Origin of the sequence: Amycolatopsis halotolerans (assembly GCF_042647905.1) — a bacterium.
In the GTDB taxonomy this organism is placed as follows: Bacteria; Actinomycetota; Actinomycetes; order Mycobacteriales; family Pseudonocardiaceae; genus Amycolatopsis; species Amycolatopsis halotolerans.
Map to the genome: position 1 here is coordinate 162,861 of NZ_JBHRWI010000029.1, position 16,238 is coordinate 179,098.

Annotated in this window: 14 protein-coding genes; all 14 read left to right on the forward strand. The window is 70.9% G+C overall.

The window, feature by feature from the left end; genetic code table 11:
- Window positions 1-106: 106 nt before the first annotated feature.
- The 14 genes from pyrR (at window position 107) to ACFORO_RS25355 (ending at window position 16,234) form a co-directional block, all read left to right on the forward strand.
- Window positions 107-703, forward strand: coding sequence for a bifunctional pyr operon transcriptional regulator/uracil phosphoribosyltransferase PyrR (gene pyrR, locus ACFORO_RS25290; protein WP_116203800.1), 597 nt, complete (start codon window positions 107-109; stop codon window positions 701-703).
- Window positions 700-1,632, forward strand: coding sequence for an aspartate carbamoyltransferase catalytic subunit (locus tag ACFORO_RS25295; RefSeq protein WP_377874764.1), 933 nt, complete (start codon window positions 700-702; stop codon window positions 1,630-1,632). Before pyrR ends, ACFORO_RS25295 begins: the two co-directional genes overlap by 4 nt.
- Window positions 1,629-2,915: a dihydroorotase gene (locus tag ACFORO_RS25300; protein ID WP_377874762.1), complete on the forward strand. Its 1,287-nt coding sequence runs from the start codon at window positions 1,629-1,631 to the stop codon at window positions 2,913-2,915. Before ACFORO_RS25295 ends, ACFORO_RS25300 begins: the two co-directional genes overlap by 4 nt.
- Window positions 2,915-3,478: a PH-like domain-containing protein gene (locus ACFORO_RS25305; RefSeq protein ID WP_377874760.1), complete on the forward strand. Its 564-nt coding sequence runs from the start codon at window positions 2,915-2,917 to the stop codon at window positions 3,476-3,478. The genes ACFORO_RS25300 and ACFORO_RS25305 overlap by 1 nt, the downstream gene beginning before the upstream one ends.
- Window positions 3,475-4,602 (forward strand): glutamine-hydrolyzing carbamoyl-phosphate synthase small subunit, encoded by a 1,128-nt coding sequence (gene carA, locus ACFORO_RS25310; RefSeq protein WP_354750811.1) that lies wholly within the window; start codon window positions 3,475-3,477, stop codon window positions 4,600-4,602. The genes ACFORO_RS25305 and carA overlap by 4 nt, the downstream gene beginning before the upstream one ends.
- Entirely contained in the window at window positions 4,602-7,919 is a 3,318-nt protein-coding gene (carB, locus tag ACFORO_RS25315; RefSeq protein ID WP_377874757.1) for a carbamoyl-phosphate synthase large subunit, read from the forward strand. The genes carA and carB overlap by 1 nt, the downstream gene beginning before the upstream one ends.
- A complete protein-coding gene (gene pyrF / locus ACFORO_RS25320; RefSeq protein ID WP_377874755.1) occupies window positions 7,916-8,758 on the forward strand; it encodes an orotidine-5'-phosphate decarboxylase in 843 nt (280 codons plus the stop codon). The genes carB and pyrF overlap by 4 nt, the downstream gene beginning before the upstream one ends.
- 107 nt (window positions 8,759-8,865) lie before the next feature.
- Window positions 8,866-9,183 carry an integration host factor, actinobacterial type gene (mihF, locus tag ACFORO_RS25325; protein WP_003096398.1) on the forward strand — a complete coding sequence of 106 codons (318 nt, stop codon included), beginning with the start codon at window positions 8,866-8,868 and terminating at the stop codon, window positions 9,181-9,183.
- Complete coding sequence (gene gmk / locus ACFORO_RS25330; protein ID WP_377874752.1) at window positions 9,180-9,851, forward strand: guanylate kinase; 672 nt, start codon at window positions 9,180-9,182, stop codon at window positions 9,849-9,851. Before mihF ends, gmk begins: the two co-directional genes overlap by 4 nt.
- On the forward strand, window positions 9,848-10,117 hold the full coding sequence (rpoZ, locus tag ACFORO_RS25335) for a DNA-directed RNA polymerase subunit omega (protein ID WP_020658117.1): 270 nt from the start codon (window positions 9,848-9,850) through the stop codon (window positions 10,115-10,117). Before gmk ends, rpoZ begins: the two co-directional genes overlap by 4 nt.
- On the forward strand, window positions 10,110-11,342 hold the full coding sequence (gene coaBC / locus ACFORO_RS25340) for a bifunctional phosphopantothenoylcysteine decarboxylase/phosphopantothenate--cysteine ligase CoaBC (RefSeq protein WP_377874749.1): 1,233 nt from the start codon (window positions 10,110-10,112) through the stop codon (window positions 11,340-11,342). The genes rpoZ and coaBC overlap by 8 nt, the downstream gene beginning before the upstream one ends.
- An 89-nt stretch (window positions 11,343-11,431) precedes the next feature.
- Entirely contained in the window at window positions 11,432-12,634 is a 1,203-nt protein-coding gene (metK, locus tag ACFORO_RS25345) for a methionine adenosyltransferase (RefSeq protein WP_037819197.1), read from the forward strand.
- Window positions 12,635-13,048: 414 nt separating this feature from the next.
- Complete coding sequence (locus tag ACFORO_RS25350) at window positions 13,049-15,148, forward strand: primosomal protein N' (RefSeq protein WP_377874162.1); 2,100 nt, start codon at window positions 13,049-13,051, stop codon at window positions 15,146-15,148.
- A gap of 540 nt (window positions 15,149-15,688) precedes the next feature.
- Window positions 15,689-16,234: a GNAT family N-acetyltransferase gene (locus ACFORO_RS25355; protein ID WP_377874161.1), complete on the forward strand. Its 546-nt coding sequence runs from the start codon at window positions 15,689-15,691 to the stop codon at window positions 16,232-16,234.
- The last annotated feature ends 4 nt before the right edge of the window (window positions 16,235-16,238 follow it).

Here is a 16,238-nt window from a genome sequence, read left to right on the forward strand (position 1 = left end):
GAAGACTGATTGACCGGTCCTGCTACTGTCGGTGCGGTTTCCGGCAGCAGCCGGTTGCCGACGTCCTTTAAGGACCCGTCCAGAGAGGCGGGGAAGGAGGTCCGCCTTGTCGTCACGTCCGCGTGGCGCGGCGGAGCCGGCGGGAGAGCGCGAGCTGCTGTCCGCCGGTGATGTCGCGCGCACGATCGCGAGGATGGCCCACCAGGTCATCGAGAAGACCGCTCTCGGAGCCGGTCCGCCCGAGCAGTACCCGGTGCTGCTCGGCATCCCCACGCGCGGCACTCCGCTGGCCGCGCGCCTCGCCGGGAAGATCGGCGAATTCGCCGGGGTCGCGCCGCCGCACGGCGCCCTCGACATCACCCTCTACCGCGACGATCTCCGCCGCCGTCCGCCGCGTGCTCTCGAGCAGACGCAGCTGCCGCCGGGCGGGATCGACAACCGGGTCGTCATCCTCGTCGACGACGTCCTGTTCTCCGGCCGCACCATCCGCGCCGCCCTCGACGCCTTGCGCGACCACGGCCGCCCGCGTGCCGTCCAGCTCGCCGTGCTCGTCGACCGCGGCCACCGCGAGCTGCCGATCCGCGCCGACTACGTCGGCAAGAACGTGCCCACCGCGCGCGCCGAGGGCGTCTCCGTGCTGTTGTCCGAAACCGACGGCCGGGACGCGGTGCTGCTGCGCGCGCCGGAAGGAGAAACCCGGTGAAGCACCTGCTCGCCACCGACGGGCTCGACGCGGACACCGCGACCGCCGTGCTCGACACCGCCGACGAGCTGAAGCACACGCTGCTCGGCCGCGAGGTGAAGAAGCTGCCGACGCTGCGCGGCCGCACCGTCATCACGCTGTTCTACGAAAACTCCACGCGCACCCGGGTGTCGTTCGAGATCGCCGGGAAGTGGATGAGCGCGGACGTGATCAACGTCTCGGCGTCCAGCTCCTCGGTGAACAAGGGCGAATCCCTGCGGGACACCGCGCTCACCCTGGCCGCCGCGGGCGCCGACTGCGTGATCATCCGGCACCCCGCTTCGGGCGCCGCGCACCGGCTGTCCGGCTGGCTCGCCGGTCCGGGCACCGCGGTGGTCAACGCGGGCGACGGCACCCACGAGCACCCGACCCAGGCGCTGCTGGACGCGGCGACCTTGCGCGAGCGCCTCGGTTCGCTGAAGGACCGGCGGATCGCGATCGTCGGCGACGTCCTGCACAGCCGGGTCGCGCGGTCGAACATCCATCTGCTCAGCACTCTCGGCGCGGAGGTGGTGCTCGTCGCGCCGCCGACGCTGCTGCCGGTCGGCGTGGAGAAGCTGCCGGTCACGGTGTCGCACGATCTCGACGCCGAGCTGCCCGCGGTCGACGCGGTGATGATGCTGCGCGTCCAGGCCGAGCGCATGCACGGGGGCTTTTTCCCGTCGGCGCGCGAATATTCGATCTCCTACGGGCTCTCCGCGCGTCGTCAGGAGCTGCTGCCGGACCACGCCGTGGTGCTGCACCCCGGCCCGATGCTGCGCGGCATGGAGATCGCCTCCGCGGTCGCGGATTCCCCCTCCTCAGCCATTACCGAACAGGTCCGCAACGGCGTCCACGTGCGCATGGCGGTCCTCTACCACCTCCTGGCCAGTGAAGGAGCTGCCGCGTGAGCATCGTGATCAAGGGTGCCCGCCCGTACGGCGAGGGCGAGCCGGTGGACGTCCTGATCGAGGACGGCGTGATCGCCGCCATCGGCGCGGTGAGCGTTCCCGAGGGCGCCGAGGTGCTCGACGCCAAGGGCCAGGTCCTGCTGCCCGGATTCGTCGACCTGCACACGCACCTGCGCGAGCCGGGCCGTGAAGACACCGAGACCGTCGACAGCGGTTCCGCTGCCGCCGCGCTGGGCGGCTACACCGCCGTGTTCGCCATGGCCAACACCGATCCGGTCGCCGACAACTCGCTCGTCACCGACCACGTGTGGCGGCGCGGGCAGGAAGTCGGCCTGGTCGACGTCCACCCGGTCGGCGCGGTCACCGTCGGGCTCAAGGGCGAGAAGCTCGCCGAGCTGGGCACGATGGCCAAGGGCACCGCGGCCGTGCGCGTCTTCTCCGACGACGGCGTCTGCGTCGCGGATCCGCTGCTGATGCGCCGCGCGCTGGAGTACTCGACCGCGCTCGACGCCGTGATCGCCCAGCACGCCGAGGAACCGCGGCTCACCGTCGGCGCGCAGGCGCACGAGGGCGAGCAGGCGTCGCGCCTCGGTTACCCGGGCTGGCCGGCTTCGGCGGAGGAGTCGATCGTCGCGCGCGACTGCCTGCTGGCGCTGCACGCGAACGCGCGGCTGCACGTCTGCCACGTCTCCACCGCGGGCACGGTCGACGTCCTGCGCTGGGCGAAGGAACGCGGCACGAAGGTGTCGGCCGAGGTCACGCCGCACCACCTGCTGCTGACCGACGACCGGCTGGAGACCTACGACCCGGTCAACAAGGTCAACCCGCCGCTGCGCACCGGCGGCGACGCGGAGAAGCTGCGCGCCGCGCTGGCCGAGGGCGTCGTGGACTGCGTCGCGACCGACCACGCGCCGCACGCCCCGCAGGACAAGGACACCGAATGGGCCGCGGCCCGGCCCGGCATGCTCGGCCTGCAGACCGCGCTGTCGGTGGTCGCCGAGACGATGGTCAAGACCGGCCTGCTCGACTGGCGCGGCGTCGCCCGCGTCATGAGCGAGCGGCCCGCGGAGGTCGGGAACCTGGCCGGGCACGGCCGGCCGATCGAAGCGGGCGAACCGGCGAACCTGACGCTGGTCGACCCGGACGCCGAGTGGACCGTGCGCGGGGCCGAACTGGCCAGCATCGCCGCCAACACCCCGTACGAGGGAATGCGGTTGCCCGGCGTGGTGACGGCGACCCTGCTGCGCGGGCGGATCACCGCGCGCGAGGGGAAGATCTGCTGATGGAGCGGCTGCTGCTGACGCTGGGGATCGTCGTCTTCTTCCTGCTGTGCCTGTGGGGCATGTGGATGGGCTGGCGGCGCAAGGCGCGTTCGCAGAGCGCGCGGATCGCGCCGTTCCCGGAGATCCCGGCCGAGCCCGGCGAGTTCCAGCTGGAATCCGTCGGCGTGTGCGTGGGCACCACGACCGCGGGCAACTGGCAGGACCGCGTCGTCACGCGAGGCGCGGGCCCGCGGTCCGGCGCGGTCTGGCGGCTGCACCCGGACGGGGTGGCCGTGGAACGCGGCGGGCTGCCGGACTTCTGGATCCCGCGCGCCTCGATCACCGGGATCCGCCGCGACTCGCGGCTCGCCGGGAAGGTGACCGGCACTGACGTGCTGCTGGTGATCACCTGGCGGCTCGGCGACGTCGAGCTGGACACCGGGTTCCGCGGCGACGACTTAGACGACTATCCACAATGGATCGAAGAGCTTTCCCCGGGGCCCGGGGGCAGTGCCCCCGCCGGGGGTTCGGGGGTCCGTCCCCCGAAAGACACAGATCACGACATCAAGGGAGGTGCCCAGTGAGCACCGGCACTCGCGGCCCCGCCGCCCTGGTTCTCGAAGACGGCCGGGTGTTCCGCGGCGCGGCGTACGGCGCGCGCGGGCGGACGCTCGGCGAGGCGGTGTTCTGCACCGGCATGACGGGGTACCAGGAAACGCTGACCGACCCGTCGTACCACCGGCAGATCGTGGTGCAGACCGCGCCGCAGATCGGCAACACGGGCTGGAACGACGAGGACGACGAATCGGCCCGGATCTGGGTTTCCGGTTACGTCGTGCGGGATCCCGCGCGCACGCCGTCGAGCTGGCGGGCTAAGCGCACGCTGGACGACGAACTGGTGCGCCAGGGCGTGGTCGGGATTTCCGAGGTGGACACCCGGACGCTGACGCGGCATCTGCGCGAGCAGGGCGCGATGCGCGCGGGCGTGTTCTCCGGCGACGCGCTGGGCAGCGACGAGCAGATGGTCGCGGAGGTGCTGGCGAGCCCGCCGATGAAGGGCGCGGATCTCGCGGGCGAGGTCTCCACGGACTCCCCGTATGTCGTTGCGGCGCAGGGCGAACGGCGGTTCCGGGTCGCGGCGCTGGACCTGGGGATCAAGTCGAACACGCCGCGGCTGATGACGCAGCGGGGCATCGAGGTGCACGTGCTGCCGTCGAGCACGAGCGCGGAGGAGCTGCTGGCGCTGGAGCCGGACGGGGTGTTCCTGTCCAACGGTCCCGGCGACCCGGCGACCACCGCGCACGCGACCGCGTTGACGAAAACCGTTCTGGAGCAGCGGATTCCGCTGTTCGGGATTTGTTTCGGCAACCAGATCCTCGGCCGCGCCTTGGGTTTGGGCACCTACAAGATGCGCTACGGGCACCGGGGCATCAACATCCCGGTGATCGACGTGGCGACCGGCCGGGTCGCGATCACCGCGCAGAACCACGGGTTCGCCCTCGAAGGCGAGCCGGGCCAGCGGTTCGATTCCCCTTACGGAGCCGCGCAGATCAGCCACTACTGCCCGAACGACGACACGGTCGAAGGCGTGCGAGCGTTCGACGTGCCCGCGTTTTCCGTGCAGTACCACCCCGAAGCGGCAGCGGGTCCGCACGACGCCGCGCCGCTGTTCGACGAATTCGTTGACTTGATGGAGAAGAAGGCCTGATGCCGAAGAGGACGGACATCCAGCACGTGCTGGTGATCGGCTCCGGGCCGATCGTGATCGGGCAGGCGGCCGAGTTCGACTACTCGGGCACGCAGGCCTGCCGGGTGCTGCGCAGCGAGGGTCTGCGCGTGTCCCTGGTGAACTCGAACCCGGCGACGATCATGACGGACCCGGAGTTCGCGGACGCGACCTACATCGAGCCGGTGACGCCGGACTTCGTGGAGAAGGTCATCGCCGCCGAGCGCCCGGACGCGATCCTGGCGACGCTGGGCGGGCAGACCGCGCTGAACTGCGCGGTGGCGCTGCACGAGCGCGGCGTGCTGGAGAAGTACGGCGTGGAGCTGATCGGCGCGGACATCGACGCCATCCAGCGCGGCGAGGACCGGCAGAAGTTCAAGGACATCGTGCGCGCGATCGGCGCGGACGTGCCGCGCTCGCGGGTGTGCCACGACATGGACGAGGTCCGGTCCACGGTCGAGGAACTGGGCCTGCCGGTGGTCATCCGGCCGTCGTTCACGATGGGCGGCCTCGGCTCGGGCATGGCGCACACGCCCGAGGACCTGGAGCGGCTGGCCTCGACCGGGCTCACCGAGTCCCCGGTCACCGAGGTGCTGATCGAGGAGAGCGTGCTCGGCTGGAAGGAGTACGAGCTCGAGCTGATGCGCGACAAGCACGACAACGTCGTGGTCGTGTGCTCGATCGAGAACGTGGACGCGATGGGCGTGCACACCGGCGACTCGGTCACCGTCGCGCCGACGATGACGCTGACCGACCGCGAGTTCCAGGTCATGCGCGACGTCGGCATCGCGGTGCTGCGCGAGGTCGGCGTGGACACCGGCGGCTGCAACATCCAGTTCGCGTTCAACCCGGCCGACGGCCGGATGGTCGTGATCGAGATGAACCCGCGCGTGTCGCGAAGCAGTGCGCTGGCGTCGAAGGCGACCGGTTTCCCGATCGCGAAGATCGCGGCGAAGCTGGCCATCGGCTACACCCTCGACGAGATCCGCAACGACATCACCGGCGAGACCCCGGCGGCGTTCGAGCCGACGCTGGACTACGTCGTGGTGAAGGTGCCGCGGTTCGCGTTCGAGAAGTTCCCCGGCGCGGACCCCACGCTGACCACGACGATGAAGAGCGTCGGCGAGGCGATGTCGTTCGGCCGCAGTTTCCCCGAAGCCCTCGGGAAGGCGATGCGGTCGATCGAGACGAAGGCGACCGGGTTCTGGACGCTGCCCGACCCCGAGGGCGCGACTGCCGAGTCCACTTTGGACTCGCTGCGCACGCCGCACGAAGGCCGCCTCTACGAGGTGGAACTGGCGCTGCGGCTCGGCGCGACCGTCGAGCAGGTGCACGAGGCCTCCGGCATCGACCCGTGGTTCATCGACCAGATCGCGCTGATCGGCGAGGTCGGCGCCGAGGTCCGCGACGCACCGGTGCTCGACGGCGACCTGCTGCGGCGGGCGAAGCGCACCGGCCTGTCGGACCGCCAGATCGCCGCGCTGCGCCCCGAACTCGCGGGCGAGGACGGCGTGCGGGCGCTGCGGCACCGGCTGGGCGTGCGGCCGGTGTTCAAGACGGTCGACACCTGCGCGGCGGAGTTCGCGGCGAAGACGCCGTACCACTACTCGGCCTACGAGACCGACCCCGCGGCCGTCTCCGAGGTTGCGGCACAGGGCGACAAGCCGAAGGTGCTGATCCTCGGCTCGGGCCCGAACCGGATCGGGCAGGGCATCGAGTTCGACTACTCCTGCGTGCACGCGGCGATCGCGTTGCGCGAGGCCGGGTTCGAGGCCGTGATGGTCAACTGCAACCCGGAAACCGTGTCCACGGACTACGACACGAGCGACCGGCTGTACTTCGAGCCGCTGTCGTTCGAGGACGTGCTGGAGGTCGTGCACGCCGAACAGCAGTCCGGCACCGTCGCCGGCGTGATCGTGCAGCTGGGCGGGCAGACCCCGCTCGGGCTCGCGCAGCGGCTGGCCGACGCCGGGGTCCCGGTCGTCGGGACGCCGCCGGAGGCGATCGACCTCGCCGAGGACCGCGGCGCGTTCGGCGACGTGCTGACCGAGGCCGGGCTGCCCGCGCCGAAGTACGGCACGGCGACCTCGTTCGAGGGCGCGAAGCGGATCGCCGACGAGATCGGCTACCCGGTGCTGGTCCGCCCCTCCTACGTGCTGGGCGGGCGCGGCATGGAGATCGTCTACGACGAGGAGACCCTCGCCGGCTACATCCGCCGCGCCACCGAGGTCACCCCCGAGCACCCGGTGCTCGTGGACCGGTTCCTCGACGACGCCATCGAGATCGACGTCGACGCGCTGTTCGACGGCGAGGACCTCTACCTCGGCGGCGTCATGGAGCACATCGAGGAAGCCGGGATCCACTCCGGCGACTCCTCCTGCGCACTGCCGCCGATCACCCTCGGCGCGCAGGACCTCGACGCGGTCCGCCGCTCCACCGAGGCCATCGCGCGCGGCGTCGGCGTCCGCGGCCTGCTCAACGTGCAGTACGCGCTCAAAGACGACGTGCTCTACGTCCTGGAGGCCAACCCGCGCGCCTCGCGCACCGTCCCGTTCGTCTCCAAGGCCACCGCCGTCCCGCTGGCGAAGGCCGCGGCGCTGGTGATGACCGGCTCGACGATCAAGGACCTGCGCGCCTCCGGCGTCCTGCCCGCCGAGGGCGACGGCGGCCGGATGCCCGCCGATTCCCCGGTCGCGGTCAAGGAGGCAGTGCTGCCCTTCCACCGGTTCCGCACGCCGGAAGGACACGGCGTCGACTCGCTGCTCGGCCCGGAAATGAAATCCACCGGCGAGGTCATGGGCGTCGACACCTCCTTCGGGAAAGCATTCGCGAAATCGCAGAGCGGCGCCTACGGATCCCTTCCCACCTCGGGCCGGGTTTTCGTCTCCGTCGCCAACCGCGACAAGCGCTCGCTCGTCTTCCCGGTGAAGCGGCTGGCCGACCTCGGCTTCGAAATCCTCGCCACCTCCGGCACCGCGGAAGTGTTGCGGCGCAACGGGGTTGCCTGTTCGGTCGTGCGCAAGCACTCCGAGCCGGACCCGGGAACCGGCGAGCCGAACATCGTCGACGTGATCCTCGCCGGCGAGGTCAACATGGTGATCAACACGCCGTACGGAAACAGCGGACCGCGCGTGGACGGTTACGAAATCCGGACTGCCGCGGTATCGCGCGATATTCCTTGTGTCACCACGGTTCAGGGCGCCGCGGCGGCCGTGCACGGCATCGAAGCGCTTATCCGCGGCGACATCGGCGTGCGCAGCCTGCAGGACCTCCAGGCGGCCTTGAAGGCGACGTCGTGACCGCGCGGTTCGGGGCCCGGCTGGCCGAAGCGGTGGCCGCGCGCGGGCCGCTGTGCGCCGGGATCGACCCGCATCCGGGTCTGATCGAGTCGTGGGGCTTGCCGCTCGACTCGAGCGGGCTCGAACGCTTCGCGCTCAGCGCCGCGGAGGCGCTGGGCGAGGTGGCGGCGATCGTGAAGCCGCAGTCGGCGTTCTTCGAGGCGTTCGGGTCCGCCGGAGTGGCGGTGCTCGAACGCGTCGTGGACGTCGCCCACGACGCCGGAGCGCTCGTCCTGCTGGATGTGAAGCGCGGCGATATCGGTTCCACCATGGCGGCCTATACGGCGGCGTACGTGGCCGAGAAGGCGGCTTTCACCGCCGACGCGGCCACGGTGTCGCCGTACCTCGGCTTCGGCGCGCTGGACGCGGCTGTCGCGGCGGCGCGCGAAGCGGGCAACGGGCTCTTCGTCCTCGCGCGCACGTCCAACCCAGAAGCGAACGCGTTGCAGCGCGCGCGGCTCGAAGACGGCCGTACGGTCGCTCAGAGCGTCGTAGACGCTGCTGCGGACCACAATGCGGGTGCTGAGCCGTACGGCGACGTCGGTGTGGTCGTAGGGGCCACTGTGGCTCCTGGGGAAGTCGACCTGAGCCAGCTCAACGGACCGGTGCTCGCGCCCGGTTTCGGGGCGCAGGGGGCAACTGAGGCGGATTTGCGGGCAGTCTTCGGGGAAGGCCTTCCGGGCCTGCTCCCGGCGTCTTCGCGCGACCTGCTGCGCCACGGCCCGGACACCGGCGCGTTACGCCGTGCGGCCCAAGAGGTGAACGGCCGGTTGGCGGGACTGCGCGAAAAAGGCCAATAGCAGGCCCCGGAATCGCGCTCCACCAGCCACCCCCGCATTGTGGCCCCTGCTCAGGGGTGGGTACCGTCGCGTCACCCACCCAGATGTGAGAACTACCGGAGGAAAACGTGGCACTTCCCCAGCTGACAGAGGAACAGCGTGCTGCGGCGCTGGAGAAGGCCGCCGCCGCCCGCCGCATCCGTGCTGAGCTGAAGGAGCGGCTGAAGCGGGGCGGTACCACTCTGGTCGACGTGCTGAAGCAGGCCGAGGAGAACGAAGTCCTCGGCAAGATGAAGGTTTCGGCCTTGCTCGAGGCGCTCCCCGGCGTCGGCAAGGTGCGCGCCCAGCAGACGATGGAACGACTGGAGATCGCCCCCAGCCGCAGGCTCCGCGGGCTCGGCGACCGGCAGCGCAAGGCGCTGCTGGCCGAGTTCAGCGGCGAGTGAGCGGCGTCGGTCAGGACTACCCGGTGACCCGGGGCGCCGACCGCGGCAGTGAGCCGGGGGCAGGAGACATCTCCCGCCCCCGGCTCACCGTCGTCTCCGGCCCTTCCGGCGTCGGGAAGTCGAGTGTGGTGGGACAGCTGCGCCTGCTCGAACCGAACCTGTACTTCAGCGTTTCGGTGACGACGCGGGCGCCGCGGCCGGGCGAGGTCGACGGAAACCATTACCACTTCGTGGATTCCGCCGAATTCGACCGGATGGTGGCCGGCAACCGGCTGCTGGAATGGGCCGAGTTCGCGGGCAACCGGTACGGCACGCCGCGCGAGCCGGTGGAGAAGGCGTTGGCCGACGGCCGTCCGGCGGTCCTGGAGATCGAACTCCAGGGCGCCCGGCAGGTCCGGGCCGCGATGCCGGAAGCGCGGCTGGTCATGCTGATGCCGCCGTCCTGGGAAGAACTGGTCGGCAGGCTCACCGGTCGCGGCACCGAGACCGAGGCCGCGGTGGCCGCCCGGCTGGCGGAGGCGGAACGCGAACTGGCCGCGGCGGGGGAGTTCGACGAGCGGGTCGTGAACGCCGACGTCGAGGTCGCCGCGCGGCGGTTGCTAGACTTGATTACCGGCGGTGGCGATTCTGCCGCCGCTCGATGTGACGATACGGAGCACCCCGAGTGACTGTGCAACAGGCGACGCTGGAAGAGCTCGAAGGCATCACCAACCCGCCGATCGACGACCTGCTCGAAAAGGTCTCCTCGAAGTACGCGCTGGTGATCTACTCGGCCAAGCGGGCCCGGCAGATCAACGACTACTACGCGCAGCTGGGCGAGGGCCTGCTGGAGTACGTCGGCCCGCTGGTCGAGCCCGGCCCCCGCGAGAAGCCGCTGTCGATCGCGCTGCGCGAGATCCACGGCGGGCTGCTCGAGCACACCGAGGGTGAGTGACGCCAAGCCCAGGGTCGTCCTGGGCGTGGGCGGCGGCATCGCCGCCTACAAGGCGTGCGAGGTCCTGCGGGGCCTCACCGAATCCGGGCACGACGTCCGCGTCGTGCCCACCGAGGCCGCGCTGAACTTCGTCGGCGCGGCGACCTTCGAGGCGCTGTCCGGGAACCCGGTGCACACCGGGGTTTTCACCGAGGTGCCCGAGGTGCAGCACGTGCGGGTCGGCAAGGAGGCCGACCTCGTGCTGGTCGTCCCGGCGACCGCGAACCTGCTGGCCAAGGCCGCGCACGGGCTCGCCGACGACCTCCTGACGAACACCCTGCTCACCGCCCGGTGCCCGGTCGCCTTCTTCCCGGCGATGCACACCGAGATGTGGGAGCACCCGGCCACCCGCGACAACGTGGCGCTGCTGCGCTCGCGCGGCATGGTCGTCACCGAACCCGCGGCGGGCCGGTTGACGGGTGTCGACACCGGCAAGGGACGGCTCGCCGACCCGGCCGAGATCGTCGACCTGGCCCGCTTGCTGCTCGCCGAACCGAAGGCGCTGCCGCGAGACCTCGAAGGCCTCCGCGTGGTGATCTCCGCGGGCGGCACCCGCGAACCGCTCGACCCGGTCCGCTTCCTCGGCAACCGCTCGTCCGGCAAACAGGGCTTCGCTCTCGCCCGGGTCGCCGCGCAGCGCGGCGCCGAGGTCACGCTGGTCGCCGGGCACACCGACGAACTCCCCGCCCCGGCGGGCGCGACGCTGCACCGCGTGTCCACCGCGGAAGAAATGCGCAAAGCGGTGCATTCCGCCGCGGCAAACGCGGATGTCGTCGTGATGGCCGCCGCGGTCGCGGATTTCCGGCCCGCGTCGCTGGCCGACCACAAGATCAAGAAGTCGGACGACAGCCCGGACCCGGTCATCACGCTCGACCGCAACGCCGACATCCTCGCCGAAGTGGTGCGGGAACGGCGTTCCGGGCAGATCGTGGTGGGTTTCGCCGCGGAAACCGGTGACGAGAACGGCAGTGTGCTCGACCACGCCCGCGCCAAGCTTCGGCGCAAGGGCGCGGATCTGCTCGTGGTCAACGCGGTCGGCGACGGAAAAGCCTTCGGCACCGAGGACAATTCGGGCTGGCTGCTCGCCGCGGACGGCACCGAGCAGGTCATCGCGCAGGGCGCGAAGGCGCGGCTGGCGGCCACATTGTGGGATGCCGTAACAGCGTTGATCCAACGTCGACTCTAGCTACAGGCCCGCTGGGTAGGGTGGGCTGTGCCAGGAGCGCCTGAAATCCGGTGGGGCGCCACCGCTTGACCGAGGGAAGTGACGAGGTCGTGTCTGCGTCCACGAAAAGGCTGTTCACGTCGGAATCCGTGACTGAGGGCCACCCCGACAAGATCTGTGACGCCATCAGCGACTCGATCCTCGACGGCCTGCTGACCAAGGACCCGCGCAGCCGGGTCGCCGTCGAGACCCTGATCACGACGGGCCAGGTGCACGTCGCGGGCGAGGTGACGACCGAGGCGTACGCGGACATCCCCACCATCGTGCGGGACGTCATCCTGCGCATCGGCTACGACTCGTCGGCCAAGGGCTTCGACGGCAACTCCTGCGGCGTGAACGTGGCGATCGGGTCGCAGTCGCCCGACATCGCCCAGGGCGTCGACACGGCGTACGAGTCGCGCGTGGAATCGGACGAGGACGAGATCAACCGCCAGGGCGCGGGCGACCAGGGCCTGATGTTCGGCTACGCCTGCTCGGACACGCCCGAGCTGATGCCGCTCCCGATCGCGCTAGCGCACCGCCTCTCGCGCCGGCTGACCGCGGTCCGCAAAGACGGCGTGCTGCCGTACCTGCGCCCGGACGGCAAGACCCAGGTCACCATCGAGTACGCGGGCGAACAGCCGGTGCGGCTCGACACCGTCGTGGTCTCCACCCAGCACGCGGACGGGATCGACCTGGAGCAGATGCTCGGCGTCGACGTGCGCAAGCACGTCGTGGAGCCGGAGCTGGCCGAACTGGGCCTCGACACCGACAGCACCCGCCTCCTGGTGAACCCCACCGGCCGCTTCGTGATCGGCGGCCCGATGGGCGACGCCGGGCTCACCGGCCGCAAAATCATCGTCGACACCTACGGCGGCATGGCCCGCCACGGCGGCGGCGCGTTCTCCGGCAAGGACCCGTCCAAGGTGGACCGCTCCGCCGCGTACGCGATGCGCTGGGTGGCCAAGAACGTGGTCGCGGCCGGGCTTGCCGGACGGGTCGAGGTGCAGGTGGCGTACGCGATCGGCAAGGCCGCCCCCGTCGGCCTGTTCGTCGAGACCTTCGGCACCGAAACGGTCGACCCGACCAAGATCCAATCGGCCATCAGCGAGGTCTTCGACCTGCGCCCCGCCGCGATCATCCGCGACCTGGACCTCCTGCGCCCGATCTACGCCCCGACCGCGGCCTACGGCCACTTCGGCCGCCCGGATCTGAACCTCCCGTGGGAAAGCACCGCCCGCGCGGACGCCCTGCGCTCCCTGGCCGGCGCCTGATCAGTTTTCTTGGTCCGTGAAGGGCTCCTTGAGGGAATCTAATTCCCTCAAGGAGCCCTTCACGGCTTTCGGGCGAGGCGGCTAGGCCGAAGTCCGTGAGGGGAACCCTCACGGACTCAGAGTCCCTCAGGGTTCCCCTCACGGACAGCCGCGCAGCCGACGCACCCACCGAGCCGGGCAGCCAGCCCATCCCGCCGCCGCCGCACCCAACGTTCGAGGCACCCGGCCCTGCCCCAACCCCGATACGAAGCCTCCCTGCGGTTCGGGGGTGCTTGTCAAGGCATCTTTCCCGCCTTGACAAGCACCCCCGAACCGTCAGCACAATCAACCTTCGGGGTGCCCCACGCAACCACTAGCCCTGCAGGGTCGACGCTCACGGCAAGACCGTCGGACCAGTCTGGTAGAGATCTCCGAGTGACCAGCTCCGAACCCACCCCCCTATGGGACCTCCCGGAGCCTCCGCGCTCCACCCCGGAGCCGAAGGCCACCCCGGCGAAGAAACCCGCCCGCAAACCCCGCTCCACCAAGGGCCAGCAAGCCCCAGCCCCGGAACTCCCCGTAGCGAAGATCGCGGTCGACATCCCGCTAGCCCACCTGGACCGCACCTTCGACTACCAAGTGCCGGAAAAACTCCACGAATCCGCAGTCCCCGGCTGCCGGGTCCGAGTGCGCTTCGCCGGCCAGCTAGTCGACGGCTACCTCATCGAACGCACCGACACCACGGAGTACGAACGCAAACTCGCCTACCTGGAACGAGTCACCTCCAGCGAACCCGTACTCCCACCGGCCCTGCACGCCGTCTGCCGCTCAGTAGCCGACCGCTACGCCGGAACCCTCTCCGACGTCCTCCGCCTCGCCCTGCCCCCGCGACACGCGAAGACAGAAGCCGAGCCACCCGCAGAACCGGCCCCGACACCGCCCGCGCCGGATGTCTCCGCCTGGGCCCGCTACCAACGCGGCGAAGCCTTCCTCGAAGCCGTGACCGAAGGCGGCCCGGCCAACGCAGTCTGGCAAGCCCTCCCCGGCGAAGACTGGCCCCGCCGCCTAGCCGAAGCAGCCGCCACCGCAGCTTCCCAGGGAAGGGGCGCGGTCCTGGTAGTCCCAGACCACCGCGACCTGACCCGAGTGCACGACGCCTGCATCGAACTCGTCGGAGAACAAGGCGTCGCGGCACTGATCGCTGGTCTGGGACCGGCAGAGCGATACCGCCGCTGGCTTTCCGTCCTGCGAGGCGCGGTCCGCGTAGTAGTCGGTACCCGCGCGGCAATGTTCGCCCCGGTCAAAGACCCAGGTCTGTTCGTGGTCTGGGACGATGGCGACGACCTGCACCTGGATCCGCATGCCCCGTACCCCCACGTGCGGGATGTGCTGATGGATCGGGCCCACGCAACGAAATCCGCCTTCCTGGTCGGCGGATTCGCCCGAACCGCCGAAGCGCAACTGTTGGTGGAATCCGGCTGGGCACAACAAATCCAGGCCGATCGCACTGAACTCCGCGCCGCCGCCCCGCGCGTGACCCCGGTCGGCGAAGACTTCGACGTAGCGCGCGACGAAGCCGCCCGCGTCGCCCGCCTGCCCGCAGTCGCTTTCGAAGCGGCACGCCAAGCTTTCGCCGCCGGACTACCGGCTCTGGTCCAAGTCCCGCGCCGCGGTTACGTCCCCGGATTGTCTTGCGGCCAATGCCGAACGCCCGCCCACTGCCGCCGCTGCGCCGGTCCGCTCGCGCTGCCCGGCGGTTCGGTGGACGGTGCCCCGCGCCCGCCAGCCTGCCGGTGGTGCGGCGTCCCGGAGACCGCTTTCCGTTGCCCCGCTTGCGGTTCCGTCCGGCTGCGAGCAGTCGTCGTCGGCGCGAAACGCACCGCCGAGGAACTGGGCCGGGCTTTCCCCGGGGTGCCAGTCCGAACCTCCGGTGCCACCGAAGTGCTGGCGACCGTCCCTGGCCGCCCGGCTCTGGTGGTCTGCACACCAGGCGCGGAACCGGTCGCCGAAGGCGGTTACGGCGCGGCGCTGCTGCTGGACGGCTGGGCGCTGCTCGGCCGCCAGGATCTGCGCGCCGCGGAAGAAACTCTCCGCCGCTGGATGGCCGCCGGTGCTTTGGTCCGTCCGGCGGCGAGCGGGGGCCGGGTCGTCGTCGGCGCGGAAGCCGGGCTGCCCGTGGTGCAGGCGTTGGTGCGCTGGGACCCTGGCTGGCACGCGAGCCAGGAACTGGAGCAGCGCCGGGAACTGGGTTTCCCGCCCGCGATGCGGATGGCGAGCGTCGAGGGGAGTCCGGCCGCGGTGGCGAGCGTGCTGGACGATCTCCCGCTGCCGGAGACCGGCGAGGTGCTAGGCCCCGTCCCGCTGGGCGATTTCGACGACGAAGGCAACGCGGAACGCGAGCGGGCGCTCGTGCGGGTGGCCCGCCGGGACGGTCGCGCCCTGGCGACGGTCGTGCGGGACGCGGTGGCCCGCCGCGACGCCCGGAAAGCGGTCGAGCCGGTGCGGGTGCAGCTGGATCCGCTGGACCTGATTTAGGCGGTGGCGCGCGGACGGTTCCGGCGCGGAAAGCGGTAGCGCTCGACCCGGTGCGGGTTCCGTTGGAGCCGTCCGGTTTGCCGCTTGGCGGAACTGGCGTCGGCACACAGCCGCGAGACGCCGCTGAAACAGGTGCCGCTGGCGCGCCCTGGCAACGCGGGGCGTGACCGGCCTGCGAACCGGGCAAACTTCCACGCGCGCAACTGGATCCGCTGAACCCGATCTAGCCAGCCGCTAATTCCCGCGCTGAATCCCGCCCCGGAAGCGGTTTTCCGTGCTGCTGTGCGATTTCCGTTTGAACCGGTTCGTCCCGGGGTGTATTGGAGAGGTGGAAACCGGGGGAGGGGCGCGGTCGCGCAGGGTAGCCGGTTGCTCCGTCCGCAGTACCGGGCTGCGGCATCTGCAGTCTTCGCGCCTACCCAGCGCGCACTTACTCTTGAGGCCGGGCGGCCAAGATCAGGACCGCGGCCCGGGCCGGCTCCGGGCCGGCCTCCCGCTCGCGTGTCCCGTGCCCGGTCCTGCGGACAGGAGTCGGCGTTGATGGGCGACGTCTCGATCCGGCCGGCTGAGCAGGCGGACCTCGCGGCGCTGGCGGGGATCCTCGGCGACCAGGGGTTCTTCGAGGACCGGTTCACCCGGCAGGCGAAGGGGCTCGGCGTCCTGTTCACCGCGTGGTGCTCCGCGCGGCCGGTCGGCGCCGTGTACCTGTGGCTCGAAGACGCCGAGGAACCGCCGATCCGCGGCCATCTGCCGGGCGTTCCGCTGCTGACTCACCTGGAAGTCGCCCCGGAAGCGCGCAACCGCGGCATCGGCGCGGCTCTCGTGCACGCGGCCGAGGACTATCTGGCCGGCCACGGCCACGCCCTCGGCGCGCTCGCGGTCCGCACGGACAACACCCGCGCCGCCCGGCTGTACCGCCGCCTCGGCTACCGAGACTGGGGCCACGGCACCGTCGTTTGCTACGCGGAGCACGTTTCGCCCGACGGGCGCACGGTTTCCGAGGCCGAACGCTGCCATGTCCTGGTGAAGGGGCTGCCGGACGACCGTCCCGCGCCGCTGGCCGGCCGCACGTGCGGCGAGCGGTGAACCT